Raw genomic sequence first — 25986 nt, 5'->3', positions numbered from 1 at the left:
AAGAAAGTGGGGGCGGTCAGGCGACCTGCTGGCCGGCCAGGCGGGCCAGTTCGGCGGCGTCGGGCATCTTGCCGTCGAACCAGAGGCTGGCGCAGACGGCGGACATGGCGCGGCCGTCGTGGCCGATGCCCGGTACGACCTGCAGCTTCCAGCCGAACGGCACGCCGCGGCGCTCGGCTTCCTTGCGGCCGAACTCGAAGTAGTTCTGCGCGCGTGCGAAACGGTGCGGACCCTGGCGCATGGCGGCGGGCTCGGACGGCAGGTTGGGGTCGTCGGTGGCGATGTCCTGGTCGCCCGCCAGGATGGTCATCGGGTAGGCCAGCAGCTTCACCAGGTGGTCTTCCGTCATGCCTACGCCGTCCATGCCTTCGGGGAAGGGATAGTCGAACGTGGGCAGCGTGTACCAGCCCGGGTTGCCGGCAGCCACGGCCTTGAACGGCGCGTGCGACTGGCTGCTCATCAGGCGGTGCACGAACTGGCCGCCGGCGGAGTGGCCGAACAGGTAGACGTTCTGGCCGTCGGTGATTTCGCCGGCGATCAGGTCCTTGATGACATTGCCCACCAACGCGTAGGTCCAGCCGTCGATGTGGCGCGGATTGCCGCCGGCCGAGAACACGCGGCCGTTGTTGTAGCTTTCCACGCCGGGCCAGATCTCGTTGGAGAAGGTCAGCGCCACGATCAGCAGCTTGTGCTTGTCGGCGGCTTCCACCCAGAAATCGCGGTACTCGTCGCCGTTGCGCAGCACGCCGTGCTGCACGATGACCACCGGCATGTCGGGCGTGTAGCCGTAGGGGCGGTAGGTCTGCAGCTTGAAGGGGCGGTCGGAGTTGCGGTCCTCGTCCACATACAGGATGGCGTTGCGGCCGGCATGGCCCAGTTCGATGGCGATGCGGTCGACGTTGGACATCTCGGAGGGTTTCATCAGGCGTTCGCCTCATTCAGGTGGCAGGCCGACCAATGGCCTGCCGAGATTTCTTTCAGGACCGGCGCCTGCTCGCGGCAGCGCGGCATGGCGTGGGGGCAGCGGGGATTGAAGGTACAGCCCGGCGGCGGATTCAGCGGCGACGGGATCTCGCCCTTGATCGGCGTGAACTTGCGGCCGCGGCGGCCCACGTCCGGCACCTCGGCCATCAGGGCCTGGGTGTAGGGATGGTTGGCGCGCGCGAAGATCTCGGCCGACGTGGATATTTCCACGATCTTGCCCAGGTACATGATCGCCACGCGGTCGGAGATGTGCTTGACCACGCCCAGGTCGTGGCTGATGAACAGGTAGGTGAAACCGTGCTGTTCGCGCAGGTCCATGAACAGGTTGATCACCTGCGCCTGGATCGACACGTCCAGCGCCGCCACGGGCTCGTCGCAGACCAGGAACTTCGGCGCCACCATCAGCGCACGCGCGATGCCGATGCGCTGGCGCTGGCCGCCCGAGATCTGGTGCGGGAAGCGGTCGCGGTACTCGGGGTCCAGGCCCACTTCCTTCAGCGCCTGGTCGATGCGCGCGGGAATCTGGGCGGCGGGCGCCAGTTTGTGGACCTTGAGCGATTCGCCCAGGATCTGGCGCAGGCGCTGGCGCGGATTCAGCGAGGCCTGCGGATCCTGGAAGATCATCTGCACGCCCAGCGTATAGGCCAGCTTGTCGGCGCCGCGCAGGCGGCGGGCTTCCTGGCCCTGGTACAGCAGCTGACCTTCAGTCTGGCCATGCAGGCCGGCAACGACGCGGCCCAGCGTGGACTTGCCGCAGCCGGATTCGCCGACCAGGCCCACGACTTCGCCGCGCTTGATGGACAGGTCCACGCCGTTGACCGCATACACGGTGCGGCGGTCGATGGGACGGCCGGTCAGGGCCAGGATGCGCTGGGCCAGGTCGGGCCGCTGCTCGAAGCGCTTGTGGACGTTCTTGAGCTCGATGACGGGGGTATCGGCTTGGCTCATACCGGCTGGGCCTCGCGGGTAATCGGCACGTAGCAGCGGTAGTTGCGCGCGCCTTCGGTGGTGACAGTGGGGGCTTGTTCGGTGCAACGCGTGACCGCGCTGGTGCAGCGCGGGCGGAACGGACAGCCCGAGGGGCGGCCGGCGAGGCTGGGCGCCATGCCGTTGATCTGGTGCAGGCGCGCGCCGGGCTGGGTGGCGCCGGGCATCGAATCCAGCAGGCCCTTGGTGTAGGGGTGGCGCGGCGCGTCCAGCACTTCTTCGACCGGGCCGCTTTCGACGATGCGGCCGGCGTACATCACGGCCACGCGGTCGGCCAGTTCAGCCACCACGCCCAGGTCGTGGGTGATCCAGATCAGCGCGGTGTTGTGTTCGCGGCAGATCTCCTGCATGCGGTAGAGGATCTGGCCCTGGATGGTGACGTCCAGCGCCGTGGTCGGCTCGTCGCAGATGATCAGGTCGGGCTTGTTCAGCATGGCGATCGCGATCGCCACGCGCTGGCGCATGCCGCCCGAGAATTCGTGCGGATAGCTCTTCAGGCGCTTTTCGGGCGAAGGAATGCCGACCATGGCCAGCGCCTCGCGGCAGCGTTCCTCGGCTTCGGCGCGCGGCACGTCTTCGTGGGTCAGGATGGCTTCCATCATCTGCTCGCCGATGCGCAGCACCGGATTGAGCGTCATCAGGGGATCCTGGAAGATCATGGCGATGCGGTTGCCGCGCAACTGGCGCATCTGCTCTTCGCTCAGCTTGCGCAGGTCCGTGCCCTTGAACTTCACTTCGCCGTCCACCACTTCCCCGGGCGGGTCGATCAGGCCCAGGAGCGAAAAGCCGGTGACGGATTTGCCGGAACCCGATTCGCCGACCAGGCCGACGATCTCGCCGCGGCGCACGGTCAGGTCGACGCCGTCGACTGCCAGCCACGCGCCGGCTTCGGTATGGAATGCGGTGCGCAGGCCGCGCACCTCAAGAATGTTTTCGCTCATTTCAGTTGCCCATTGCGCCAACCGCGGCGCATGTAATGGAGATAGCTCCATCGGGATGCCGCGGAGCCGGCTTTGCCGGTCCGCAGGCATGCCCCCTTGAGGGGGAAGCGCGCAGCGCTTCGGGGGTGGGCCTCATCTCTTCGGGTCCAGGCTTTCGCGCAGGCGGTCGCCCACGATGTTGATGGAGAGGATCAGCACCAGCAGGGCGATGCCCGGGAACAGGCTGATCCAGTAGTCGCCCGACAGCAGGTACTGGAAACCGTTGGAAATCAGCAGGCCCAGCGACGGCTCGGTGATGGGCACGCCCACGCCCAGGAACGACAGCGTGGCTTCCAGCGCGATCGCGGTCGCGATCTGGATGGTGGCGAACACCATGACGGGGCCCAGGCAGTTGGGCAGCAGGTGGAACAGCATGATGCGCCAGGCGGGGAAGCCCAGGTTGGCGGCGGCTTCCACGTATTCCTTGCGGCGTTCCTGCAGGGCGCGGCTGCGCATGATGCGGGCGTAATGCCCCCACTGCACCAGCACCAACGCCAGGATCACCTTGTCGACCCCTCGCCCCAGCACCACCAGCAGCACCAGCGCCACCAGGATGGTCGGAAAGCCCAGGATGAAGTCGACGATGCGCATGAGCACGGTATCGACCACGCCGCCGACATAGGCGGCTACCAGGCCGATGGCGCCGCCCACGGCGGTGGCCAGGACCACGGCGGACAGGCCCACCATCAGGCTGATGCGCAGGCCATACAGGATGGCGCTGAGCATGTCGCGGCCCTGGTCGTCGGTGCCGAGCCAGGCGATGCTGCCGTCCATCAGCGCCTGGCGCGGCGCCAGGCGGCCGTCCATCAGCGAAAGGTTGGCGAGGTCGTAGGGATTCTGCGGCGCGAAGAAAGGCGCGAAGACCACCAGGACGATCAGGATGGTCAGCGCGATGACGGAGCCGCGCACCGTCGGGCGCGCGTGCAGTTTCTTCAGGATGGAGGCGCGCTGGGGCGTCTCAGCCAGGGGCTGGACGGTGCGGGTGCGGCCGGGATTCGGAGTTTGAGCCATGGCGGATTATTGAGCGGGAGTCACGAGCTGCACGCGCGGATCGAGCGTGGCGTACAGGATGTCCACAACCAGGTTGATGATCACGAAGATCAGGGTGACCAGCATCACGTAGGCCACCACGACCGGGCGGTCCAGCTGGTAGACGCTGTCGATCAGCAGCTTGCCCATGCCTGGCCAGGCGAACACGGTTTCGGTGATGGTGGAGTAGGCGATGAGGGTGCCGAATTCCATGCCGATCACGGTGACCACGGGGATCAGGATGTTGCGCAGGATGTGGCGGCGCACGATGCGGCCGGGCTTGACGCCCTTGGCGCGCGCGAACTTCACGTAGTCCTGGCTGCGGGCCTCGACCACGCCGGACGCGGTCAGGCGCAGCACCAGGGCGATGTTGGCCAGCGCCAGGTTGATGGCCGGCATGATCAGGTGCGACCAGCCATCGGCAGTCAGGATGGACAGCGGCACGCCCAGCACGGTGACCGTGTCGCCGCGGCCGGTGGCGGGCAGCCAGCCCAGCCATACCGCGAACAGCAGGATCAGCATCATGCCTTGCCAGAAGTTCGGCAGCGAAAAGCCCAGCACCGAAGTGGCCATGATGCCGCGGCCCAGCGGCTGGTCGCGGTACAGGCCCGCGATCAGCCCCAGCGGAATGCCGAACACACAGGTCAGCATGATGGCGACCACCACCAGCTCGAACGTGGCGGGGATGCGCTGCACGATCAGCTCGATGGCGGGGATGCCGTGCACGAAGGATGTGCCCAGGTCGCCGTGCAGCGCGCGCCACAGGAATCCTGTGTATTGCTGCCATACCGGCAGGTCCAGGCCCAGGCGGGCGATCATCGCCTCGCGTGCGGCCTGGCTGGCTTCGGGGCTGACCAGCAGTTCGATCGGATCGCCCACGGCATAGACCGCGAAGAAGACCACGACCGAAACGGCCAGCAGCACGAACAGACTCTGTATCAGTCTGCGTAGGATGAACAAGGCCACGAGATTATTTCCTTGGTGGGCTCAGGGTTTGCGGGCGCCGCGTAGGGTCTTACTTGGCGGGCTTGGCCGACATGGCCAGGGTGTACTGGTCGGCGCGGCCTTCATAGGTCAGTCCCTTGCGGAACGCCCAGATGCTGCTTTCGAAATGCAGGGGAATGCTGGGCAGGTCGGCCAACGCCAGCGTCAGCGATTCCTGCAGCAGCTTTTCGCGCGCGGCCGGGTCCACGGTGACGAGGGCGCGCTTGAACACGCGGTCGAACTCGGGGTTGTCATAGCCGCCGTAGTTGCTGGTGCCCAGGCCGTGTTCCTTGTCGAACGCGCTGACCCAGTATTGCAGGAAGGACGAGGCCTCGCCGGTTTCCGACGACCAGCCGCCCATGGCGAAGCTGAACTCGCGCTTGGCGCGCTTGGGGAAGTAGACCGAGCGCGTCATGGTGTCGACGGTGGTCTTGATGCCCACGCGCGACAGGTATTGCGCCACTGCCTGCGTGACCTGCGCATCGTTTATGTAGCGGTCGTTGGTCGATGAGACGGTCAGCTCGAAGCCGTTCGGGTAGCCGGCTTCGGCCAGCAGCTTCTTGGCGGCGGCCGGGTCGTACTTCAGCGCGGGCGGGTTGGGCAGGGTGCCGAACATGCCGTCAGGCAGGAACTGGTTGGCCGGCGTGGCGGCGCCGTCCATGATGCGGTCGGCGATGGTCTTGCGGTCGATGGCCATGGAAATGGCGCGGCGCACGCGCACGTCCTGCAGCGGGTTCTTGCCGTCCGCGGCTTTCACGCCAGGGCTGGGATTGCGCGCCACGTCGGGCTGGAAATACACCACGCGCACCGACGGGGTGATGACGTGGCCGAAACCCGGCGTTTCCGAAATGCGCTTCACGTCGCGCGCGGCGGGATTTTCGATCAGGTCGAAGTCGCCCGCCAAGAGGCCGGTCAGGCGCGGGCCAGCGGCAGGCACCGGCACCAGCTTTACGTCCTTCCATGCCGGCTTCGCGCCCCAGTAGGCGTCGTTGCGCGTCAGTTCGATGGCGGTGCCCTTGACGTAGCTCTTGAGCGTGTAGGGCCCGGTGCCGATCACGGAGCGGCCGGTGTTGAAGTCGGCCACGGTAGGCCAGGAGCCGGTGACGCCGCACTTGTTCTTCAGGTCGAAGCTGATCGGGCCATGTTCTGCGATGCCGTTCCACAGCATGCCCATGCGGGTCAGGTCGTTGGGCAGCAGCGGATAGGGCTGGCGCGTCTTGATCACCAGCGTGTTCCCGTCGCGCACCTGCACGTCGGCGAACTTCTGCACGATGGAGGGGTACGAGCTGCTGATGGACTGCTCGTTGTTGACCACGCGACAGAAAGTGAACAGCACGTCCTGCGCCGTGAAGGGCTGGCCGTTGGAAAACTTGACGCCATCGCGCAGCGTGAATTCCCAGGTCGTGTCGTCCACCGGCTTCCAGGCCGTGGCCAGGCGCGGGATCAGGTTCATCTTGGCATCCTGCCCCACCAGCGTCTCGAACATGTGCGAGGTCATCGCATCGTTCGGCGTGGCCTGGTGGTAGTGCGGATCCATCGACGTCGGCTCGGACGACAGGCCGATCCGCAGAACGCCGGCGGCATCCTGGGCGATGGCCGCGGTGGTACAGGCGGCCATGGCGAAGGCCGTGAGCATGCTGCGGTAGAGCGTCTGGGCAGACATGGATTTTGTCCCTTTGTTGTATTGGTTATGGTGTTGCGGGGCGGCGTTCCTGGCGGGCCGCCGCGGGTCTTCAGGCGATGGGCTGCGCCAGCCGGACGACGGTCACGCCGGGCCGCAGATTGGCGGTGGAAGGCATGATCAGCACGCAATCGTCATAAGGCGTGACGACGGGCTCGCCCTCGGACCAGCCGATCAGGTCGCCGGCGCGGGCCAGCGTTTCCAGGCCCTTCCAGGGTTGGGCGAAGCGGAAATCGGCGCTCTTGGCGGCGATCGCATGCGTCACGCGCAGTGCGCGCTGCGTGGACGCGGCGGGGGCGAACCAATCCGCGGGCAGGTCGCCGCGGTCCACCGTGCCCGCTTCCACCAGGAAGCGCGCCATCTGGTCGACAGCCACGCCGCGCGCTTCGGGCGCGCCATGGAAGCCGCATTCGATCAGCAGGGAACGGGTGCCGTTGTCGCCGGCTTCGCCGAAGCGGCCGTAGTCGCGCATGCGCACGCCCGCGGCGTGGCCGGCGTCGGCGATGATGGTGGCGGGGTTGCCCAGGGCCAGCGCCAAGTCGATATTGCGTTGCTCCATGCCGGTCAGCTGCAGCGGCACGTCGGAATTGCTCATCGAATGGAAATCCAGCAGCCAGTCGGCCTGCTCGACCCAGGGCTGGATCTCGGCGGCGCGGCGGCGTTCCTGGCTGGTCGGCACGCTCAGCTTGTCGTCGCTCCAGACGCGGTTCATGTCTTCGTCGACGAAGCGCGCGGGCGCGTAATTGGCAGGGTCGAAGCGATCGAACGCCGCCAGGTTGCAGAACGCCAGCGTCAGCGAACCGCGGCGCGGGCGCAGGCCCGCCGCCAGCGCGTCCTTCAGCGCCCAGGCGCCGCAGAGTTCATTGCCGTGGATCAGCGCGCTCAGCATGACGCGTTTGCCTGGCACGCCCGAATCGAAATGCCAGACCCCCGGGGTATCCGTGTTGCCCACCCGCTCTGCCGACAAGTTCGGACAGGCAAGTAGAAATGGACGCGGTGTGGACGCGGGGGCGGACGTGGGCATGGGAACTCCGATGAAGCGACGGGATTGTATAGGCGATGGCGCTGGGGGGGCGGCTAGCGGCCGGCATGAGCGGGCGCCGCGGCGCGACGGGCGCTGAAACAGGCTGCTAGCACGGGTTTTCCCTTATATATAGGGCGCGTCAGGAGCGCGCCGCCTTTGAGTATTGGGCGAATTCTAGGAGCTTGGCTGCTTTCTCTACAATTAGAATATTTATCTCGAGCTTTGCAGAAAAGGCAAAGCTTGTTCCCCATTCCCATTCTCTGAGAACCGCGAGGGCTGACGTGCACGGCATCGCCTTGAAGTATTTTCTGGAGGTAGCCCAGGCGGGCAGCCTGAGCGGCGCGTCCGAGCGCCTGCATGTGGCGGTGTCGGCCATCAGCCGGCAGATCGCCAAGCTGGAGGAAGAGGCGGGCGCGCCGCTGTTCGAGCGCGCCGCGCGCGGCATGGTCCTGAGCGAAGCGGGCCAGCTGCTGCTGGCGCATGCCCGCCGCACCATGCTGGAAGCCGATTCCGTGCTGCAGGAAATCGCCGCCATCAAGGGCGCCGCGCGCAACGAGATCCGGGTGGCCTCGGTCGAGGGCGTGGCGCGGATCTTCCTGCCCTCGGTGATGGCGCGTTTTCGTCGCGACTGGCCCAACATCCGCTTCGACCTGCACGTGGGGTCGCCGGCCGAAGTCAGCCGCCGGGTGGCCGAAGGCAGCGTGGAACTGGGCATGGTCTTCATCGCCGAACGCATCGGCGGGGTCAGTCCGCGCTATTCGCGCCGCGCGCCGGTGCATGCGGTGATGGCGGCCGACCATCCGTTGGCGGGGCGCGCCAGCGTCAGCCTGCAGGATCTCAGCCAGTATCCGCTGGCGCTGACCGGGCCGGGCACCACTACGCGCCAGCTATTCGAGATGGGCTGCGCGCTGGAGTCGGTGCAGCTGGAGCCAGCGCTGACCTGCAACGATTCCTCGCCCTTGCACGGCTTCGTCTTCGGGTCGGACGCCATCATGCTCAGCGGCTATATCTCGGTGGCCTGGAGCCTGCGGCGCGACGAGCTGATCGCCGTGCCGATTTCCAATGCCGAGCTGCAATCGCGCACCCTGCAGATCCAGGTCATGCCGGGCCGGGTGTTGCCGCCAGCGGCCGAGGCCTTTGTCGAATTGCTGGCGCGGGAGCTGGACGACGCGCTGCAAGGTAGGGCGGCCGCATAGTCCGCCAAGGATGCTGAAGTCCTCCGCCCAGGCAAAAAAAACGGCTGCCCTGGGGCAGCCGTTCTTCGTTCAGGCGGACCTGATTACTTCTTTTCGGGCGTGACCGAAGTGGCCAGCGTGTACTGGTCGCGGCGGCCTTCGTAGGTGATGCCCTTGCGGAAGGCCCAGATGCTGCTTTCGAAGTGCAGCGGGATCAGCGGCACGTTGTCCAGCGCGATCTGGGTGGATTGCTGCAGCAGCTTCTCGCGCTTGGGCGCGTCCACCGTCACGATGGCTTCCTTGTAGACCTTGTCGAAGTCGGCATTGCTGAAACCGCCGTAGTTGCTGGTGCCCAGGCTGTTGGGGGAATCCAGGGATGCCACCCACAGCTGGAACAGGGCCGAGGCTTCACCCGTTTCCGCCGGCCAGCCGCCCATCGAGAAGCTGAACTCGCGCTTGGCGCGCTTGGGGAAATAGATGGAGGCCGTCATGGCGTCCACATTGGTCTTGATGCCGACGCGGGCCAGGTACTGGGCCACGGCTTGCGCCACCTGGCCGTCGTTGACGTAGCGGTCGTTGGTCGACGACAGGGTCAGTTCAAAGCCGTTCGGGTAGCCGGCTTCGGCCAGCAGCTTCTTGGCGCCTTCCGGGTCGAACTTGATTTCCGGCGCCTGGGGCAGCGCGCCGAACATGCCGTCGGGCATGTACTGGAAGGCGGGCGTGGCCATGCCGTCCATGATGCGGGCGGTGATGGTCTTGCGGTCGATGGCCATCGAAATCGCCTTGCGCACGCGCAGGTCCTGCAGCGGGTTCTTGCCGTCGGCGCTCTTGACGAAGGGGCTCGGGTTGCGGCCCACGTCAGGCTGGAAGAACACCAGGCGGGTCGACGGGGTGGCGACGAAACCGAACTTGGGGTTGTCCTTCAGGCGCGGCAGGTCGCGGGCGGCGGGGTTTTCGATCATGTCGAAGTCGCCGGACAAGAGGCCGGTCAGGCGCGGGCCGGCCGACGGCACCGGCACGAACTTCACTTCCTTCCAGTACGGCTTGGGACCCCAGTAGTTTTCATTGCGGACCAGCTCGATGCCGGTGCCCTTGACGTAGGACTTCAGGGTGTACGGGCCGGTGCCGATGGCGTCCTTGCCGTTGTTGAAGTCGGCCACGGTGGGCCAGGGGCCGGTCACGCCGCAACCCTTCTTGGGGTCGAACGTGAGCTTGCCGTGTTCGACGATGCCGTTCCAGACGATGGGCAGCGAACGCGCCAGTTCGGCGGGCATCAGCGGGAAGGGTTCGCCGGTCTTGATGATGACGGTGTGCGCGTCCGGCGTCTGCACGTCGGTGATGCGCTTGGTCATGTCCATATAGGACTGCGACACGTTGGTTTCGTTGTTCAGCGTGCGGCAGATGGTGAACAGCACGTCTTCGGACGTGAACGGCTTGCCGTTGGAGAACTTGACGTCGTCGCGCAGCTTGAATTCCCAGGTCTGGTCGTCCAGCGTCTTCCAGGAGGTGGCCAGGGCCGGAACCAGCTTCATGTCGGCGCTGCGGCCCACCAGGGAACTGTAGACGTGCGCAGAGAAGGCGTCGTTCTGCGTCATCTTGTGGTAGTGGGGATCCGCCGAGGTGGGCTCGGCCGACAGGCCGATCTTCAGCGTCTGGGCTTGGGCGGCGGCCAGGGGAATGGCGGCGGCCGCAAGGGCCAGGGTGGTACGCAACTTCATGGTGACAACTCCGGATGGGGAACGAACCGGATCGCGCCTGCGTGTAAACCGGCCTGCGCCAGCCGCGCGGGCGGCGTCGCCTGGAAGGGGCTCAGGGGGTTTTGGCGCCGGGCACGACGGCAAGGGGCCGATTATCGGTAGGGGCTTCGCGCACTGTCAATGCGCAATGGCAAGCGTGGCGCTAGGGAAAACGCGGAGAGGGAGGGGGAAAGAGGGCGCCGCGCTGCCTCGTCTGGAGGCCTGCGCGGCGCGATGGCGCCCGGGTGAGGGGCTGGGCGCCGAAGAACCGCCGCAAGGGGCGCCGGGAAACCGGCGGGCGTTGCGGCGGGGTCGCGCCGGGCTGAATCGCGGGAGATCGATCGCGACTCAGGCCGGCGCGGCAGGGCTTACCACTGCGAACCGGAGAAGCGCGAGCTGGCGGCGCGGGCCTTGTTCATCGACTCGTTCACTTCGTCGATGAAGGAAAACACGGCGGCAACAGCTGCCACTACGGCTTGGCCGGCCTTCTTCAGGCTGGTCAGCGGATGGGAATTCGGTTGGTTCTCGAGGGCGCCGCGGAGCAGGTCACGCTCCAGCGCGTCGGTCAGGCGGGCAGTGTGGTTCAGGGTCAGTTCGCTCATGGTTTGCTCCAGTCCGTTTCGTCTTGGGGTAAACCATTATAGGGATAACCCTAGAATAAAAGCAATGCCATTTCTAGGGTAAACCCCTGTATGTTGTAAAAATGTTTATGCCGCAGGGACTTAGCCGCCATTGCGCAGGGCGCGGGCGGCATCCGCCAGCTCTCCGGCGGTCAGTCCGATGGGGCCGACACCCTGGGCGACCAGCGCGTCGGCGGCCGCGCCGTGCAGCCAGACTGCCCCGGCGACCGCCTGCTCCAGCGGCAGCTTCTGGGCGATCAACGAGCCCAGCATGCCCGCTAATACGTCCCCGGTTCCGGCGGTGGCGAGCCCCGGATTGCCGCTGGTATTGACCCGCAGATCGCCATCCGGGGAGCAGACCACGGTGCCCGCGCCCTTCAGCACGATCCAGGCGCGGTAGCGCTGGGCCAGTTTCCTGGCGGCGGCCGGCCGGTCGGCCTGCACCTGGGCCGTGTCCATGCCGAGCAGCCGCCCGGCCTCGGCCGGGTGAGGCGTCAGCACCACGGCGCCCTCGCCCCAGTTGGGCTGGATGTCGCCGCGGGCCAGCAGATTCAGGCCGTCCGCGTCCAGCACCAGGGGCGAGCCGCGGCGCAGCACGAACAGTTCGGACAAGGCGTTGGCCGCCAGGGCGTCCGTGCCGATGCCGCAGCCCGCCACCCAGGCGGTGACGCCCCAGTCTTGTTCCAGCAGCGAGCGGGCGTCGCGCAGCATCAGTTCGGGCTGCAGCGGATCGCAGGCCAGCGGCGCGGCGTCCTGGGCGAAGCCGACCAGCACCTTGCCGGCGCCGGTCTTCAGGGCGGCGCGCGCGGCCAGCAGCGCCGCGCCCGTCATGCCCGGGCCGCCGCCCACAACGCCCACTGTGCCGAAACTGCCCTTGTGGGTGTCCTGGCCGCGCGGCGCGAACAGGGCGGGCAGGGCGGCGCGGTCGATGGCGCCGCCGGCGGACGGGGCGGTAGTGTTCATGGGCTGAGGCTCCTGGGGATGGCGGCGTGGCGCGAAAGCGCGTATCTACTATAGTGCGCCCAAACCGGCCGGCATCCGGCCCGGCCTCAAGACAAGATTACGTGGAGACGAACATGAGCGACATCACGCTGGAACACTATTCCGCCTATGAGTCCCTGAAACTGCGCCGGCACCCCGGCGGGGTGCTGGAGGTGATCATGGGCGCCAAGGGCGGCATGCCGGGCAAGCTGTCCACCGCCGATGACCGCATGCACCGCGAATTGGCCGACATCTGGCGCGATATCGACACCGACCCGGACACCCGGGTGGTGGTGATCCGCGGCGAGGGCAAGGGCTTTTCGGGCGGGGGCGACCTGGACCTGGTGCAGCAGATGGCCGACGACTTCGACGTGCGCACCCGCGTCTGGCGCGAGGCTCGCGACCTGGTCTACAACATCATCAACTGCAACAAGCCCATCGTGTCCGCCATGCATGGCGCGGCCGTGGGCGCGGGCCTGGTGGCCGGCCTGCTGGCCGACATCTCAATCGCGGCGCGCGACGCGCGCATCATCGACGGCCATACCCGCCTGGGCGTGACGGCCGGCGACCACGCCGCCATCGTCTGGCCGCTGCTTTGCGGCATGGCGCGCGCCAAGTACTACCTGATGCTGTGCGAAACCGTGACCGGCGAGGAAGCCGAGCGCATCGGCCTGGTGTCGCTGTGCGTGGACGAGGCCGAACTCATCGGCCGCGCCTTCGAGGTCGCCAACAAGCTGGCCGCCGGTTCCCAGACCGCCATCCGCTGGACCAAGTACTCGCTGAACAACTGGCTGCGCATGGCCGGGCCGAGCTTCGATACGTCGCTGGCGCTGGAATTCATGGGCTTTGGCGGCCCGGACGTGCGCGAAGGGATCCAGTCCCTGCGCGAACGCCGCGCCCCGAACTTCCGGCCGGATTCGCCGTTCTGAGACGACGGATTACGCGCGCCAGGCTAGGGCGCGCAATCCGGCTTTCCTACTTCTTGAAGAACTTCGCGAACGCCGCCTGCGCTTCCTCGGATTGCAGGCGGATGCGGAATTGCTGGGCTTCATAGTCCAGCGTGTCCTGGATCGCCTGGCGGTCCGGGCGGCGCAGCATGGCCTTGGTCAGGCGCAGCGCGGCCGGCGGCTGGCGCGCCAGGTCGGCGGCGGTGGCTTGCGCCGCCGCCAGCGCCTGGCCCTTGGGCGTGACCGAAGTGGCCAGCCCGGCGTCGCAGGCGTCCTGCGCCGTGAAGGCCTTGCCCTGCAACAGCCATTCAGCGGCGCGGCGGGCGCCGGCCAGGCGCGGCATCAGCAGGCTGGAAGCGCCTTCCGGGCACAGCCCCAGCGCCACGAACGGCATGCGCAAGGTGGCGCCTTCGCCGATGTGGACGAAATCGCAGTGCTGCAACAGGGTCACGCCGATGCCGATGGCATAGCCTTCGACTGCGGCGATGACCGGCACGTCCGCCATGACCAGCGCCCGCAGGAAGGTCAAGGCGGCGCTGTCGCCTGCGCCGCGTTCCGCCTGGAAGTCGCGCAAATCATTGCCCGCCGTGAAATGCTCGCCCGCGCCGGTCAGGACCACTGCCGCCAGCGCCGTGTCGGCGCATGCCAGAGTGATCTGCTCGGTCAGGGAGGCATAAGTGGCCGTATCCAGCGCGTTGCGGCGGTCCGGGCGATTGATGGTCAGCGTCAGCACCGCGCCGTCGCGGCTGACCTGCAGGCCGGCGCTCATGCGCCGAAACCGTCGGCCAGGCGGGACTTGGCGTCCGCGTATTCGCTGCGCAGCGTGTCCACGATCTGGCGGGTCGGCAGCACGCTGGCGATGCCGCCTACGCCCTGGCCCGCGCCCCAGATGTCCTTCCAGGGCTTGACCCGGGTGGAGCCGAAATTGGACGCGCCGCTGTCTGGCTGCGGCAGGTTGGCCGGGTCCAGGCCGGCAGCGGCGATGCTGGCCTTCAGGTAGTTGCCGGGAATGCCGGTGAAGAACGGGGTATACAGGATGTCCGAGGCGCTGGCGTCCACGATGGCGGACTTGTAGCCTTCGCTGGCGTTGGCTTCCTCGCTGGCGATGAAGCGCGTACCCATATAGGCGAAGTCCGCGCCCATGGCCTGCGCGGCCAGGATGTGCGCACCCGAGGTGATCGCGCCCGACAGGATCAGCGGGCCGTCATAGAAGCGGCGCACTTCGGACACCAGCGCGAAGGGGCTGAGCGTGCCCGCATGGCCGCCAGCGCCGGCGCACACCAGGATCAGGCCGTCCACGCCGGCTTCCAGCGCCTTTTCGGCGTGGCGGATGGTGGTCACGTCATGGAACACCTTGCCGCCCCAGTCATGGATGCCTTTGACCAGGTCGCCGGGGGCGCGCAGGCTGGTGATGATGAGCGGCACGCGGTGGCTGGCGCACACGGCCAGGTCCTGCTCCAGCCGGTCGTTGGACTGATGGATGATCTGGTTGACCGCAAACGGCGCCACCGTCGCGCCGGGGTTGGCCTCGCGGTGCGACGCCAGGCCGGCCTGGACTTCGTCCAGCCAGTCGGTCAGCAGGCTCTGCGGACGCGCGTTCAGCGCGGGGAACGACCCCACGATGCCGCTGGTGCACTGCGCCACCACCAGCTTGGGATTGGACACGATGAACATCGGGGCGCAGATGACCGGCAGGGACATCTGGCCGTACAAATCAGTCACGAGAGAGTGGGGCATGGCTTCGTCGCGGAAAAAGGTCACGGGAGAACTTGAACATCGGGACTTGAACACCGTTGGCGGGTGTGCCTATAATTACCTACCGACCGTCCGGTAATTAATTAATCCTTATTAAACGGCATGCGCTGAAGCGCTGTCAATGGAGGTACGCGAGTCCCTCCGGCAGCTGCGGCGCGGCCCTTGCAAAGGCTGCCATGGCGACCTCCGCCCCTCCCGCCCAGAAACGCGCCCGCGCCGGCCGGCCGCCCACCGTGGCGGCCCCGCGCGAACGCATCCTGGAAGAAGCCGCCAAGCTCTTCGCCCAAAGCGGCTACGACGGCAGCTCGGTATCCGACCTGGCCGGCGCGCTCGGCGTGTCCAAGGCGGCCATCTACCACTACTACACCACCAAGCAAGACATCTACGACGCCATCATCCTGGCCGTGCTCAGCGGCCTGACGCAGGCCGTCGCCCAGGATGTGGCGCGGGCGGAGGGCGCCACGGCCCGGCTGCGCGCCTTCATGGTGGGCCACGCGCGCTACTTCGAGCAGCACCACGCCGAATTCGTCACCATGCTGATCGGCTATTCCGGCATGGCCCTGACCGAACGCGAAGACGCCGCCCGGCTGCGCGACGGCTACGAGAAGCGCCTGCGCGAACTGATCGCGCAAGGCGTCGCCGCCGGCGAGTTCCGCGCGCTGGACGTGGCCGCCGCAGGCCGCGCCGTGTTGTCCATGCTGAACTGGATGGTGCGCTGGTACAAGCCCGGCCAGGGCGACAGCGCCGAAGCCATCGCCGCCGGCTATTTCGATCTATTGGTCGGAGGCATGCGCGCCTGAGGCGCGGCTGTCCCCGGCTTGCCCCGTATCTTCTTGAGACTCCCACCATGGCCCTCGATACCGAAACCCTGAACCTGTTGCTGGACGCCGTGCGCCGCTTCGTGCACGAACGCCTGATCCCCGCCGAAGACGAACTCGCCGAAAGCGGCCAGGTGCCGCCCGACATCGTCAACGAGATGCGCGACCTGGGCCTGTTCGGCCTGTCCATCTCGCCCGACCATGGCGGCCTGGGCCTCACCATGGAAGAGGAAGTGCGAGTGGTCTTCGAACTGGGGCAGACCTCGCCCGCGTTCCGTTCGCTGGCCGGCACCAACATCGGCATCGGCTCGCAGGCCATCGTGCTGGCCGGCACCGACGAGCAGCGCGCCCGCTACCTGCCCAAGCTGGCCAGCGGCGAATTGATCGGCTCGTTCGCGCTGACCGAACCCGACGCAGGTTCCGACGCGATGGCGCTGCGCCTGTCCGCGGTGCGCGACGGCGACAGCTATGTGCTCAACGGCACCAAGCGCTACATCACCAACGCGCCCATCGCCGGCCTGTTCTCTGTCATGGCCCGCACCGCGCCGGAACGCCGCGCCAATTCCATTTCGTGCTTCCTGGTCGAAGCAGGCACGCCGGGCCTGACCATCGGCAAGCCCGACAAGAAGATGGGCCAGGCCGGCGCCTTGACCAGCGACGTGGTGTTCGACAACTGCCGCGTCCCGGCCAGCGCGCTGCTGGGCGGCGAAGAGGGCAACGGTTTCCGCACCTCGATGCGGGTGCTGGACAAGGGCCGCCTGCATATCTCGGCGCTGTGCGTGGGCATCGCCGACCGCCTGCTGAGCGATGCCGTGAAGTACGCCATTGAGCGTAAGCAATTCGGCCAGCCCATCGCCGAATTCCAGCTGATCCAGGCCATGATCGCCGACAGCCAGGCCGAACTCTACGCCGCGCGCTGCATGGTGCTGGACGCCGCCCGCATGCGCGACCGCGGCGGGAACACCACCATGCAGGCCGCTTGCTGCAAGCTGTACGCCACCGAAATGGTGGGCCGCGTGGCTGACCGTGCGGTGCAGATCCACGGGGGCGCCGGCTACATGTCGGAGTACGCGGTCGAGCGCTTCTACCGCGACGTGCGGCTGTTCCGCATCTTCGAAGGCACTTCGCAGATCCAGCAGCTGGTGATCGCCCGCGAAACCATCAAGGCGCATTCCTGAGCGCGGACCCGGCGCAAGAGGCTAATATCCTGCATGACTGACGGTGATCCGGCGCACGGCCCATGGCCGCGCCGGCATATGACGCGCCAGCGGCCGCGCGCCGCCGGCATGACGGAATTCCAGTCTGGCTTGCGCGCCGCCGCAAGCCGGACGTTTTCATTTCTCTTCTAGCGAAAAGACTAATGTCGCAACGTCCCGCTCCCCTTACCGGCATACGCGTGCTGGATCTCACCCGCGTCCTGGCGGGTCCCTGGTGCACCCAGAACCTCGCCGACCTCGGCGCCGAGGTCATCAAGATCGAACGCCCCGGTGCGGGCGACGACACGCGGGCCTGGGGGCCTCCGTACCTGAAGGACGAGGCGGGCAACGACACCACCGAAGCTGCGTATTACCTGTCCGCCAACCGCAACAAGCTGTCGGTGGCGCTGGACATCGCCTCGCCGCGCGGCGCCGAGCTGGTGCGCGAACTGGCGCTGCAAAGCGACATCCTGGTTGAAAACTTCAAGGTGGGCGGCCTGTCCAAGTACGGCCTGGACTACGAAAGCCTGAAGGAGCTCAACCCGCGCCTGATCTACTGCTCCATCACCGGCTTCGGCCAGACCGGCCCTTACGCCAGCCGCCCCGGCTATGACTTCATGATCCAGGGCATGGGCGGGCTGATGAGCATCACCGGCGAACGCGATGACCTGCCCGGCGGCGGGCCGCAGAAAGCGGGCGTGGCGGTGACCGACCTGATGACCGGCATGTACTCCACGGTGGGCATCCTGGCCGCGCTGCACGAGCGCTCGCGCAGCGGCCTGGGCCAGCACATCGACATGGCGCTGCTGGACTGCCAGGTCAGCATGCTGGCCAACCAGAACCTCAATTACATGACCTCGGGCGTGGCGCCCAAGCGCGCCGGCAATGCGCACCAGAACCTGGTGCCTTACCAGGTCTTCGCGGCCAGCGACGGCCACCTGATCGTGGCGGTCGGCAACGACAGCCAGTTCCGCAACTACTGCGGCGCGATCGGCCTGCCCGAGCTGTCGGCCGATCCGCGCTTTGCCACCAATCCGCAGCGCGTGAAGAACCGCGCCGAACTGGTGCCGCTCCTGGCCGAACGCATGGCCACCGGCGCGCGCGACCACTGGCTGGCCGCGCTGGAAGGCGTGGGCGTTCCCGCCGGCCCCATCAACACGCTGGACCAGGTCTACGAAGACCCGCAGGTCCTGGCGCGCGGCATGAAGCGCGAAATGCCGCATCCGACCGCGGGCACAGTGCCCATTGCCTCCAGCCCGCTGAAGTTTTCCGACAGCCCGGTCGAGTACCGTCGTCCGCCGCCCATGCTGGGCGAGCACACCGAACAGGTGCTGTCCGAGAAGCTGGGCCTGTCGGCCGAAGAAATCCTGGCGCTGGCGCAAAGCCGGGCCTGAACCCCATCCAATAAAAGCAGGAGAGTGTTGATGAAGGAGATTCAAACCATCGGCGTCGTCGGCGCCGGGGCCATGGGGCGCGGCATCGCGCAGATCGCGGCGCAGGCCGGGCTGCGCGTGCGCCTGTACGACACCAGCGCCGATGCCGTGGCGGCTGCGCGCGAATCGTTGCGCCAGACATGGGACAAGCTGGCCCAGAAGGGCAAGCTGAGCGCGGCCGACGCGCAGGCCGCGCTGGAACGCGTGGAATCCGCCACCGCGCTGACCGACATGTCCAACTGCCAGCTGGTGGTGGAAGCCATCGTCGAACGCCTGGACGTCAAGCGTGACCTGTTTGCCGCGCTGGAAGGCGTGGTGGCCGAAGATTGCATCCTGGCGTCGAACACCTCGTCGCTGTCGATCACCGCCATCGCCGCCGCCTGCAAGCGGCCGCAGCGCGTGGCCGGCTACCACTTCTTCAACCCGGTCGCGCTGATGAAGGTGGTCGAAGTCATCGACGGCCTGCGCAGCGCGCCCGAAGTCGGCGACGCGCTGGCCGAGCTGGCGCGCCGCATGGGCCACACGCCCGTGCGCGCCAAGGACATGCCGGGCTTCATCGTCAACCATGCTGGCCGCGGCATGAATACCGAAGGCCTACGCGTGGCGCAGGAAGCCGTGGCGACCTTCGCCCAGGTCGACGCCGTGATGCGCGAGCAGGCCGGTTTCCGCATGGGTCCGTTCGAACTGCTGGACCTGACGGCGCTGGACGTGTCGCACCCCGTCATGGAATCCATCTACCGCCAGTTCTTCGACGAGCCGCGCTTCCGTCCTTCGCCCATCACCACCGTGCGCCTGGCGGGCGGGCTGATCGGCCGCAAGGCCGGCGAAGGTTTCTACGTCTACGCCGACGGCCAGAAGCAGGTGCCGGCCGAGCCGCCCGTGCCGGCGCTGCCCGAAAACCTGAAGGTCTGGGTCAGCCCCAAGCACGGTGAAGGCTACGCCCGCGCCGCCGCGCTGGTCGAAAAGCTGGGCGCCACGCTGGTGACCGGTTCCACGCCCGACGCCGACGCGCTCATCCTGGTCACGCCCTACGGCGAAGACGTCTCCACCACCGTTTCCGCGCAAGGCCTGAACGCGGCCCGCACGGTCGGCCTGGACACGCTCTACGCCTTCGACAGCGCCAAGCGCCGCACCATCATGGTGTCGCCCGCCACCGAAGCCAAGTGGCGCGACGCCGCGCACGCGCTGCTGGCTGCGGACGGCATGCCCGTCACGGTGATCGAGGATTCGCCTGGCTTCATCGCCCAGCGCATCGTCGCCACCATCGTCAACATCGCCAGCGACATCGCGCAGCAGCAGATCGCCACGCCCAAGGACATCGACCTGGCGGTGACGCTGGGCCTGGGTTATCCGGTGGGCCCGCTGGCCCTGGGCGACAAGCTCGGCGCCGACCGCATCCTGGAAATCCTCAAGAGCATGCAGCGCGTGACCGGCGATCCACGCTATCGCCCCAGCCTGTGGCTGCAGCGCCGCGTGCAGCTGGGCATGTCGCTGACCAAGGCGGCTGGCGAAGAGTGACGCGATGAGCATGGCAGGCGCCGCCCTGGCATGCGAAAAAGCCCGCAAGACATCATGTCTTGCGGGCTTTTTTTCGCGACGCCGGCCGCCTCAGTTCGCCGGCTTGACCCCGATCAGGGACACCAGCGGCGTCCATAGCGCGATGTCGTCGCGGATGCGCCGGGCGAACTTCTCCTTTACTTCGCCTGCCCGCGGCTGGCTGCCGGACGCGTCGAATTTGCTGAGCACCTCCGGGTCGCGCAGCATGACCTGCACGGCGTCGGCCAGCCTGTCCACCACCTCGGCCGGCGTGCCGGGCGGCGCGAACAGGCCGTTCCAGGTTTCGATCTCGTGTCCGGAGATGGTGTCGGCGATGGCCGGCACGCCGGGCAACTGAGGCACGGGCTGGCGGCTGGACACGCCCAGGAAACGAATGCGGCCGCTGTCCTTGTACGGCAGGATTTCGGAGATGTTGGCCGAGTACAGATCGGTCGTGCCGCCCATGGTGTCGAGCAGGGCGGGCGCGCCGCCCCGGTAGCCGATCAGTGTCGCCTCGACACCCGCGCGCTTGAGAAACACCAGCACCGACATGTGCGACATCGACCCTTCGCCGCCGTGCGCGACGGTCAGCGCGCCCGGCTTGGCCCGGCCATACTCGATCAGTTGCGCCAGGCTCTGGAAACGCGAACTGGACGGCACCGTGAGCACCAGCGGATTGCTGGCGATGTTGGCGACCGGCACCAGATCGTTCAACGGGTCGTAACGCACATTGAACAAAAACCGCACCAGCGAAACCTGGCCGATGGAGCCCACCATCAGCGTGTTGCCGTCGTTGCGCGAGCGTATCAGCGCATCGGTGGCAATGGTGCCGCCTGCGCCGGCCTGGTTCTTCACGACGACCGATGAACCCAGGGTGCGGCGCAGCGAATCGGAGGTAATGCGCGCCACGTAGTCGGTATTGCCGCCAGGCGGATACGGCACGATCAACGTGATGGCGGTCCCATCCTGGGCGCGGACCAACGTGGGCAGCAGCAATGGCGCAGAAGCCAGCAGCCGCGAGAACTGACGACGATTCATGATGTTTTCCCCTTGTGTCGTAGTGATGCGCGGCCTGGGCTTCAGCGTACCGCGGCAGCCATCTGGCCGCCGCCCTTGGCGCCGACCACTTTACCGTCCGCGTACACCGTGGCGCCGCGCACCAGCGTGTGCACCGGCTTGCCCTTGAGGCGGCGGCCGGCATAGGGGCTCCAGCCCACCAGGCTGAGCACGTCCTCGTCACGCACCTCGTATTCCGTCTCCAGATCGACCAGCACCAGATCGGCGTCCAGGCCCGCTCGGATTTCACCCTTGCTGCGCAGTCGGAACAATTCCGCGGGCTTGGCCGAACATGCCTCGGCCACGCGCTCCAGGCTGATCTTGCCTTCCTGGGCCGCCGTCAGGAACATGCTCAGGTAGAACTGCGTCGATGGCGTGCCGGTATGGGCTTTCCAGCCATCGGTCCAGCCCACTTCCTTTTCTTCGCGCGTGTGCGGCGCATGGTCGGTGGCGATGATGTCGATCGTTCCGTCGTTCAGGCCTTCCCACAAGCCGGGCACGTTCTTCTCCGGCACCCAGTACGACAGCGCATACGACCCCAGGCGCTGGATGGCCGACCATTCGCAACCCAGGAACAGGGCCCAGGGATTGATTTCGCAGGTGACCTTCTGGCCTGCCGCCTTGGCCTCGCGGATGAGCTGCACGCTGCCGGCGGTCTGGGTGTGCAGGATGTGCAGGTGGCAGCCGGCCGCCTTCTGCAGGCGCAGCAGCGTGGCAATGGCGGTTTCCCAGATCACGCCATCGTGGGCGGCGTAGGCGCGCGCATAGGCGAGAGCGTCGCGTTCGCCCCGGTCCCAGTAGGTCTGTTCGATCACGTCCATCAGGGCCTGGTCGTGGGGATGCACCATCAAGGGCACGTCCAGTTCGGCGCAGCGCTGCATGATGCGCAGCAGCTTGCCGTGATCATGCACGCCGATGCCGGGCATGTGCGGGTAGTCTCGGCCCGTGTCCACCACCATGAAGATCTTGAACGCGGCGATACCCGTGGCGGTCATGGCTTCCATTTCCGACTCTATCGTCGGCGCCGGATTGAAGTTCCAGTCGACCACGGCATCGCTGCGGTAGATGGCGAACTGCTTTTCCAGCAGGTCCAGCGAGTTGGGCGGCGGATTGACGTTGGGCATGCCCACGCTGGTGGTAACGCCGCCAGCGGCGCATTGCTGCGTGGCGGTGAGGATGGTGTCCTTGTACTCGAACCCCTTCTGCGAGCCCTGGCGGTGGTGCGAGTGCATGTCGATCGCGCCCGGCAATACGGCCAGGCCGCTGGCGTCGATGACGTTGCGCGCCTCGGGTTCGCTGCCTGCCTCGTACAAGCCGGCGATCTTGCCGTCGCGGATGCCGATAGCGGCGCGCACCTGTCCCTGGGGAGTGACCACCAGGCCGTTCTTGATCAAAGTGTCCATGCTGTTTTCCTTGTGTTGGGGAATGCCGAAACGATCAGGCCGCGCAGGCGGCAGGCGGGAGGGCGCGCTCGCGCACCGTGTCCCAGACCTGCATGACGTAGTCCTTGCTCAGGCCTTTGGTAATGAAAACCATGCGGGATTGCCGGTCCGCGTCCGGCCATTGCGGCAACTCGACAGGCGGATGGAACAGGCGCTGCACCGCTTGCAGCACGATGGGCCGTTCGTGGCCGGCGATGTGCAGAATGCCTTTGACGCGCAGCAGCTCGTCGGGATGCGCCATGACCAGCGCATCCAGCCAGGCGCTGACCTGGGACCAGTGCAGGGGGGCGGCGAAGTCCAGGCAGAAGCTGTCGATGCGCGCATGGTCATGCGCATGCGTGTGTTCATGGTGGCGCCCATGCCCATGCCCATGCCCGTCCGCGTAGGGCGCGGCATTGAGCCATTGCCGCGCCTGCTCCGGGCGCACATTCACGTCATAGACGTCGGCTCCGTCCAGCACGGCGGCGTCCGGCCGGGCGGCGGGGTCGCAGACCAGGCGCGTGGCGCCGGGGTTGACTTGCGCAAGCGTGTCCACAAGCGCCGCGGCGCGCGCGTCCGGCAGGTCGGTCTTGGTGACGATCAAGGCATCGGCCACAGCCACCTGCTTGATGGCTTCCGGGTGTGCCGCCAGGGTGCCTGGCCCGTTGACGGCATCCACCACGGTCAGCACGCGGTTCAGGCGAAACGAGCGCGCCACCGGAAACGTCATCAAGGCCTGGATGACCGGCACCACGTCGGCCATGCCCGTGGTCTCGATCAGGACGCGGTCGAAGGCCGGAATCTGGCCAGCGCTGCGCTTGGCGCGCAAATCGCGCAGCGTCTCGACCAGATCGCCCTGCACGGTGCAGCACAGGCATCCCGTGCTCAGTTCGATGGTGTTGTCGTTACTGCTGGCGATCAGCGCGTGATCGATGCCGATCTCGCCAAACTCGTTGACGATGACTGCCGCATCGGCCAGCGCCGGATCGCGCAGCCAGTGATTCAGCAGAGTGGTCTTGCCGCTGCCCAGGAATCCCGTCAGCAAGGTGACCGGGATGCGTGTTTCGGAGGTTCCATCGATTGCCATGATGCGCCTTTGCAAAAAACATTAAATTCGCAACCATTGCGATTAAATGAATTTTTGCATCGAGTTGACGCTTTGGCAAGCCCCCCGCGATTTCGCGCCACAGCCCGGGGCAGAGGGAGGGATGACGCTGCTAGAATCGCGGAGAAATTAAATTTCGCAATGGATGCGAAATTGCGGGCCGTAAAGGCGCAACAACAAAGAGAGGGCGACGTGGCGGGTGAAATCAGGACGCGCAACCGGATACTGCACATCCTGCAGCTCTATGACAGGAGCGCCGCATGGTCGGTGGAGGAAATCGCCGTTGAAATGGATGTGTCCGTCAGCTCGGCCTATCGCGACGTGCAGGAACTGGTGCGCGCGGATTTCCTGACCCCGGTGATGGGCGCGCGCTACGTGCTGGGGCCCACGTTTGCCCATTTCGACCTGCTGATGCGCCATGGCGACCCCTTGCTCAAGGTGGCGGAGCCGCTGATGCGGCGGCTGGTGGAGGCCACCACGCCCTCGTCGGCCTCGGTGCTCACGCGCAGCTACCAGGACAAGGTCATGTGCATCCACCAGGAAATCGGCGACCCGGCCGCGCGCGTGGGCCGCTACGAACGCGGCGCCACCATGCCGATGTTCCGCGGCGCGACCTCCAAAGTCATCCTGGCGCACCAGAGCCGCCGCGCCCTGGAGCGCATGTACCTGGCCCACGAAGAGGAAGTGCGCGCCATTTCGCACTGGAAGAGCCTGAAGGACCTGTGCCTGGAACTCGATGCCATCCGCGAGGCGGGCGTCGCCGTCAGCGATTCCGAGATCACGCCGGGGACCATAGGCATTGCAGCGCCGATTTTTCTGGAGCAACGCGTGGTGGCCGGGCTGAGCCTGATCGTGCGCGCCGAGCATTGCCGTCTCGAGCCGTTCCGCGCGGCGGTCATCGAGGCCGCCGGCCAGATCAGCAGCCAGTTGGCCGAGGTGGAAGGCGCCTGGGTGGCGCGCGCCTGAGCGCCAGCACAAGACTTCGCAATCGAGTCGCGCCCGCGGTCTGGCGCAAAGAAAAAGCCCCTTGATCAGATCAAGGGGCTTTATTCATCATGGGCCGCGAGCCTTACTTCACTTGGCCGCATCCACCATGTACTGCACCGCTGCGCGGATGTCGTCTTCCGAGGCGTTGGCCGCGCCGCCCTTCGGGGGCATCGGCGGCTTGCCTTGCATGGCGACCTTCACCATGGCGTCCATGCCGGTCTTGATGTAGGGCTCCCAGGCGGCCTTGTCGCCGAACTTGGGGGCGTTGGCCACGCCGGTGGCATGGCAGGCGAAACAGACGCTCTTGTACAGCTTTTCGCCAGCCGGATTGACTGCCGCTGCTTGCGGCGCGGCGGCTTGGGCTGCCGGAGCGGGAGCGGGCGCGGCGGCGGCCGGTGCAGGGGCTGCCGCAGCGGGGGCGGCAGCGGCGGGCGCTGCAGGCGCTGCGGCGGGAGCGGCAGCGGCTTCCTTCTTGTCGCCTTCCGCGGCCGGAGCGGCGGGTTCGGGTAGCGAAGCGCCCGACTTGTTTGCCATGTACACCACGGCGCGCGCGACTTCGTAGTCGGACAGCGTGGGGTTGCCACCCTTGGCGGGCATGCCGCCCTTGCCGTGCAGGGCCACGTTCATCATGGCGTCGTAGCCCGCGGTGATGAAGGGCGCCCAGGCGGCGTTATCGCCCACCTTGGGTGCGCCAGCCACGCCGGCGGTATGACAGGCCGTACAGACGGCGGCGAAGACCTGTTCGCCGGTCTTGAAGACCTTGGGGGCATTTGCATCGACCAGCTGGAAACCCGCGACCGGGGCAATGCGCTTGGCGACAGCTTCTTGGGACAGCGTGTCCGAACCCGCTCCTGTTTTGGTGCCCGAGACCACCATGTTCACCAATAGGATGATGATGGCGATCGGGATCACGAAAGACAGGACGATCGTGACGATCAGTTGCTTCGGGGTCTTGATGGGGGAGGAGTGCTCTTCTATGTGTTCCTGCTCGTTGCTCATGACCAAATCCTGCTAACGGGTACCGGGGGCGCCTGGCGGCGGCAACAGAAAATCAGTACTGCACAAGTCGGCGGCATGAAGAGCCCGCCTTGCAAGCAAACGCTGGATTATATAACGGTGTCATAGACACGAGTCCAATGCAACCGACGGGGTTTTCGCTGAGTTTGCCGGAAGATTTGATCCCGTTCATGCAGTTCAGCGAAAACTGGGTACAATACCGCCTCCTTGCGCTGCGCCCGTAGTTCAATGGATAGAATGAGAGTTTCCGAAGCTCTTGATACAGGTTCGATTCCTGTCGGGCGCGCCACCAAATCCAAGACTAAGGAATGGCTTGGGTCCGCACTGGGCCTGAATGTGGCTGTTCCGACTCCGGTTCGGAAGGCCTGATTGCCTCGCCCGAAGATGCCGCGCAGCAAGCCGCCGCATCGTGTCTCTCCCCTGGCTGATTTGCGATCTTGTCGATCCACTTCGAGTAGCGCTCGAAGAGCATCTTGACGTCTTGCGCCCATCTGCGTGGACGGACGCTTCAGGATATGCCACTTCAAGAACTGC

At 66.7% G+C, this 25986-nt stretch carries 23 protein-coding genes and 1 tRNA gene; 8 read left to right on the top strand and 16 right to left on the bottom strand.

The genetic code is table 11. The features are described from left to right. Window positions 1–16: 16 nt before the first annotated feature. The 7 genes from HV793_RS05260 to HV793_RS05230 all read right to left on the bottom strand — a co-directional run bounded on the left by HV793_RS05260 (window position 17) and on the right by HV793_RS05230 (window position 7669). Entirely contained in the window at window positions 17–922 is a 906-nt protein-coding gene (locus HV793_RS05260) for a prolyl oligopeptidase family serine peptidase (RefSeq protein WP_054455171.1), read from the bottom strand. Continuing rightward, the gene (locus HV793_RS05255) at window positions 922–1932 is read right to left on the bottom strand and encodes an ABC transporter ATP-binding protein (RefSeq protein WP_013391145.1); all 1011 of its coding nucleotides are present in this window, start codon (window positions 1930–1932) and stop codon (window positions 922–924) included. The genes HV793_RS05260 and HV793_RS05255 overlap by 1 nt, the downstream gene beginning before the upstream one ends. Then, the gene (locus HV793_RS05250; RefSeq protein ID WP_175161204.1) at window positions 1929–2912 is read right to left on the bottom strand and encodes an ABC transporter ATP-binding protein; all 984 of its coding nucleotides are present in this window, start codon (window positions 2910–2912) and stop codon (window positions 1929–1931) included. Before HV793_RS05250 ends, HV793_RS05255 begins: the two co-directional genes overlap by 4 nt. Window positions 2913–3044: 132 nt before the next feature. After that, window positions 3045–3962, bottom strand: a complete 918-nt coding sequence (locus HV793_RS05245) for an ABC transporter permease (RefSeq protein WP_125473640.1) — start codon at window positions 3960–3962, stop codon at window positions 3045–3047. A gap of 6 nt (window positions 3963–3968) precedes the next feature. Further along, window positions 3969–4946, bottom strand: a complete 978-nt coding sequence (locus tag HV793_RS05240) for an ABC transporter permease (RefSeq protein ID WP_054455165.1) — start codon at window positions 4944–4946, stop codon at window positions 3969–3971. A gap of 49 nt (window positions 4947–4995) precedes the next feature. Then, a complete protein-coding gene (locus HV793_RS05235) occupies window positions 4996–6627 on the bottom strand; it encodes an ABC transporter substrate-binding protein (protein WP_119452134.1) in 1632 nt (543 codons plus the stop codon). A 70-nt stretch (window positions 6628–6697) separates the two neighbouring features. Further along, the gene (locus HV793_RS05230; protein ID WP_054455161.1) at window positions 6698–7669 is read right to left on the bottom strand and encodes a M14 family metallopeptidase; all 972 of its coding nucleotides are present in this window, start codon (window positions 7667–7669) and stop codon (window positions 6698–6700) included. 296 nt (window positions 7670–7965) lie between these two features. Between HV793_RS05230 and HV793_RS05225 the strand changes: the two genes are divergently transcribed. Beyond that, window positions 7966–8865, top strand: a complete 900-nt coding sequence (locus HV793_RS05225; protein WP_223283428.1) for a LysR family transcriptional regulator — start codon at window positions 7966–7968, stop codon at window positions 8863–8865. Between the two features lie 83 nt (window positions 8866–8948). Here the strand turns inward: HV793_RS05225 and HV793_RS05220 are convergent, their stop codons facing one another. From HV793_RS05220 to HV793_RS05210, 3 genes are all read right to left on the bottom strand, one after another. After that, a complete protein-coding gene (locus tag HV793_RS05220) occupies window positions 8949–10562 on the bottom strand; it encodes an ABC transporter substrate-binding protein (protein ID WP_054455157.1) in 1614 nt (537 codons plus the stop codon). 386 nt (window positions 10563–10948) lie between these two features. After that, window positions 10949–11182, bottom strand: coding sequence for a hypothetical protein (locus HV793_RS05215; protein ID WP_054455155.1), 234 nt, complete (start codon window positions 11180–11182; stop codon window positions 10949–10951). A 120-nt stretch (window positions 11183–11302) separates the two neighbouring features. Then, a complete protein-coding gene (locus HV793_RS05210; RefSeq protein ID WP_175212784.1) occupies window positions 11303–12163 on the bottom strand; it encodes an NAD(P)H-hydrate dehydratase in 861 nt (286 codons plus the stop codon). Window positions 12164–12276: 113 nt separating this feature from the next. On the opposite strand from HV793_RS05210, the gene HV793_RS05205 reads away from it, so the two are divergent. Continuing rightward, window positions 12277–13110 carry an enoyl-CoA hydratase/isomerase family protein gene (locus HV793_RS05205; protein WP_054455150.1) on the top strand — a complete coding sequence of 278 codons (834 nt, stop codon included), beginning with the start codon at window positions 12277–12279 and terminating at the stop codon, window positions 13108–13110. Between the two features lie 46 nt (window positions 13111–13156). On the opposite strand, the gene HV793_RS05200 is transcribed toward HV793_RS05205, so the two are convergent. Together HV793_RS05200 and HV793_RS05195 are read right to left on the bottom strand one after the other, a co-directional pair. Continuing rightward, entirely contained in the window at window positions 13157–13897 is a 741-nt protein-coding gene (locus tag HV793_RS05200) for an enoyl-CoA hydratase-related protein (RefSeq protein WP_175212783.1), read from the bottom strand. After that, window positions 13894–14865, bottom strand: coding sequence for an NAD(P)H-dependent flavin oxidoreductase (locus HV793_RS05195; protein WP_054455881.1), 972 nt, complete (start codon window positions 14863–14865; stop codon window positions 13894–13896). Before HV793_RS05195 ends, HV793_RS05200 begins: the two co-directional genes overlap by 4 nt. A gap of 194 nt (window positions 14866–15059) precedes the next feature. Between HV793_RS05195 and HV793_RS05190 the strand changes: the two genes are divergently transcribed. The 4 genes from HV793_RS05190 to HV793_RS05175 all read left to right on the top strand — a co-directional run bounded on the left by HV793_RS05190 (window position 15060) and on the right by HV793_RS05175 (window position 19848). Next, window positions 15060–15683 (top strand): TetR/AcrR family transcriptional regulator, encoded by a 624-nt coding sequence (locus tag HV793_RS05190; protein ID WP_054455146.1) that lies wholly within the window; start codon window positions 15060–15062, stop codon window positions 15681–15683. 47 nt (window positions 15684–15730) lie between these two features. Then, complete coding sequence (locus tag HV793_RS05185; RefSeq protein WP_175212782.1) at window positions 15731–16879, top strand: acyl-CoA dehydrogenase family protein; 1149 nt, start codon at window positions 15731–15733, stop codon at window positions 16877–16879. A gap of 182 nt (window positions 16880–17061) precedes the next feature. Further along, entirely contained in the window at window positions 17062–18291 is a 1230-nt protein-coding gene (locus HV793_RS05180) for a CaiB/BaiF CoA transferase family protein (protein ID WP_054455142.1), read from the top strand. A 30-nt stretch (window positions 18292–18321) separates the two neighbouring features. Beyond that, on the top strand, window positions 18322–19848 hold the full coding sequence (locus HV793_RS05175; protein ID WP_125472729.1) for a 3-hydroxyacyl-CoA dehydrogenase: 1527 nt from the start codon (window positions 18322–18324) through the stop codon (window positions 19846–19848). 90 nt (window positions 19849–19938) lie between these two features. Here the strand turns inward: HV793_RS05175 and HV793_RS05170 are convergent, their stop codons facing one another. Genes HV793_RS05170 through HV793_RS05160 form a run of 3 tightly spaced genes read right to left on the bottom strand, consistent with a single transcriptional unit; the run spans window position 19939 to window position 23430 of the window. Further along, window positions 19939–20904 carry a Bug family tripartite tricarboxylate transporter substrate binding protein gene (locus tag HV793_RS05170; protein ID WP_119452137.1) on the bottom strand — a complete coding sequence of 322 codons (966 nt, stop codon included), beginning with the start codon at window positions 20902–20904 and terminating at the stop codon, window positions 19939–19941. 41 nt (window positions 20905–20945) lie between these two features. Beyond that, on the bottom strand, window positions 20946–22349 hold the full coding sequence (locus HV793_RS05165; RefSeq protein ID WP_425321800.1) for a dihydroorotase: 1404 nt from the start codon (window positions 22347–22349) through the stop codon (window positions 20946–20948). A 10-nt stretch (window positions 22350–22359) separates the two neighbouring features. Continuing rightward, window positions 22360–23430 carry a CobW family GTP-binding protein gene (locus HV793_RS05160; RefSeq protein WP_175212780.1) on the bottom strand — a complete coding sequence of 357 codons (1071 nt, stop codon included), beginning with the start codon at window positions 23428–23430 and terminating at the stop codon, window positions 22360–22362. A 159-nt stretch (window positions 23431–23589) separates the two neighbouring features. Here HV793_RS05160 and HV793_RS05155 point away from each other — a divergent pair, with 159 nt between their 5' ends. Next, entirely contained in the window at window positions 23590–24414 is an 825-nt protein-coding gene (locus tag HV793_RS05155) for an IclR family transcriptional regulator (protein WP_054455132.1), read from the top strand. A gap of 108 nt (window positions 24415–24522) precedes the next feature. Here HV793_RS05155 and HV793_RS05150 read toward each other — a convergent pair whose 3' ends face one another. Continuing rightward, entirely contained in the window at window positions 24523–25434 is a 912-nt protein-coding gene (locus HV793_RS05150) for a c-type cytochrome (RefSeq protein ID WP_175180417.1), read from the bottom strand. A gap of 232 nt (window positions 25435–25666) precedes the next feature. Between HV793_RS05150 and HV793_RS05145 the strand changes: the two genes are divergently transcribed. Further along, window positions 25667–25741 (top strand) — tRNA-Arg (locus HV793_RS05145). Window positions 25742–25986 lie beyond the last annotated feature (245 nt).

This window comes from Achromobacter aegrifaciens (genome assembly GCF_902859965.1).
Classification (GTDB): Bacteria; Pseudomonadota; Gammaproteobacteria; order Burkholderiales; family Burkholderiaceae_B; genus Achromobacter; species Achromobacter aegrifaciens.
The sequence above is the reverse complement of the archived record's forward strand: the minus strand, read 5'-3'. Positions and strand labels throughout refer to the sequence as shown.

What these genes read in the sequence shown, in the direction of transcription:
- HV793_RS05160 (WP_175212780.1), bottom strand. Translation starts at nt 23,430, where the DNA reads ATGGCAATCGATGGAACCTCCGAAACACGCATCCCGGTCACCTTGCTG.
- HV793_RS05205 (WP_054455150.1), top strand. Translation starts at nt 12,277, where the DNA reads ATGAGCGACATCACGCTGGAACACTATTCCGCCTATGAGTCCCTGAAA.
- HV793_RS05200 (WP_175212783.1), bottom strand. Translation starts at nt 13,897, where the DNA reads ATGAGCGCCGGCCTGCAGGTCAGCCGCGACGGCGCGGTGCTGACGCTG.
- HV793_RS05175 (WP_125472729.1), top strand. Translation starts at nt 18,322, where the DNA reads ATGAAGGAGATTCAAACCATCGGCGTCGTCGGCGCCGGGGCCATGGGG.
- HV793_RS05180 (WP_054455142.1), top strand. Translation starts at nt 17,062, where the DNA reads ATGTCGCAACGTCCCGCTCCCCTTACCGGCATACGCGTGCTGGATCTC.
- HV793_RS05170 (WP_119452137.1), bottom strand. Translation starts at nt 20,904, where the DNA reads ATGAATCGTCGTCAGTTCTCGCGGCTGCTGGCTTCTGCGCCATTGCTG.
- HV793_RS05230 (WP_054455161.1), bottom strand. Translation starts at nt 7,669, where the DNA reads ATGCCCACGTCCGCCCCCGCGTCCACACCGCGTCCATTTCTACTTGCC.
- HV793_RS05260 (WP_054455171.1), bottom strand. Translation starts at nt 922, where the DNA reads ATGAAACCCTCCGAGATGTCCAACGTCGACCGCATCGCCATCGAACTG.
- HV793_RS05155 (WP_054455132.1), top strand. Translation starts at nt 23,590, where the DNA reads ATGGATGCGAAATTGCGGGCCGTAAAGGCGCAACAACAAAGAGAGGGC.
- HV793_RS05210 (WP_175212784.1), bottom strand. Translation starts at nt 12,163, where the DNA reads ATGAACACTACCGCCCCGTCCGCCGGCGGCGCCATCGACCGCGCCGCC.
- HV793_RS05250 (WP_175161204.1), bottom strand. Translation starts at nt 2,912, where the DNA reads ATGAGCGAAAACATTCTTGAGGTGCGCGGCCTGCGCACCGCATTCCAT.
- HV793_RS05190 (WP_054455146.1), top strand. Translation starts at nt 15,060, where the DNA reads ATGGCGACCTCCGCCCCTCCCGCCCAGAAACGCGCCCGCGCCGGCCGG.
- HV793_RS05235 (WP_119452134.1), bottom strand. Translation starts at nt 6,627, where the DNA reads ATGTCTGCCCAGACGCTCTACCGCAGCATGCTCACGGCCTTCGCCATG.
- HV793_RS05245 (WP_125473640.1), bottom strand. Translation starts at nt 3,962, where the DNA reads ATGGCTCAAACTCCGAATCCCGGCCGCACCCGCACCGTCCAGCCCCTG.
- HV793_RS05150 (WP_175180417.1), bottom strand. Translation starts at nt 25,434, where the DNA reads ATGAGCAACGAGCAGGAACACATAGAAGAGCACTCCTCCCCCATCAAG.
- HV793_RS05220 (WP_054455157.1), bottom strand. Translation starts at nt 10,562, where the DNA reads ATGAAGTTGCGTACCACCCTGGCCCTTGCGGCCGCCGCCATTCCCCTG.
- HV793_RS05195 (WP_054455881.1), bottom strand. Translation starts at nt 14,865, where the DNA reads ATGCCCCACTCTCTCGTGACTGATTTGTACGGCCAGATGTCCCTGCCG.
- HV793_RS05255 (WP_013391145.1), bottom strand. Translation starts at nt 1,932, where the DNA reads ATGAGCCAAGCCGATACCCCCGTCATCGAGCTCAAGAACGTCCACAAG.
- HV793_RS05215 (WP_054455155.1), bottom strand. Translation starts at nt 11,182, where the DNA reads ATGAGCGAACTGACCCTGAACCACACTGCCCGCCTGACCGACGCGCTG.
- HV793_RS05185 (WP_175212782.1), top strand. Translation starts at nt 15,731, where the DNA reads ATGGCCCTCGATACCGAAACCCTGAACCTGTTGCTGGACGCCGTGCGC.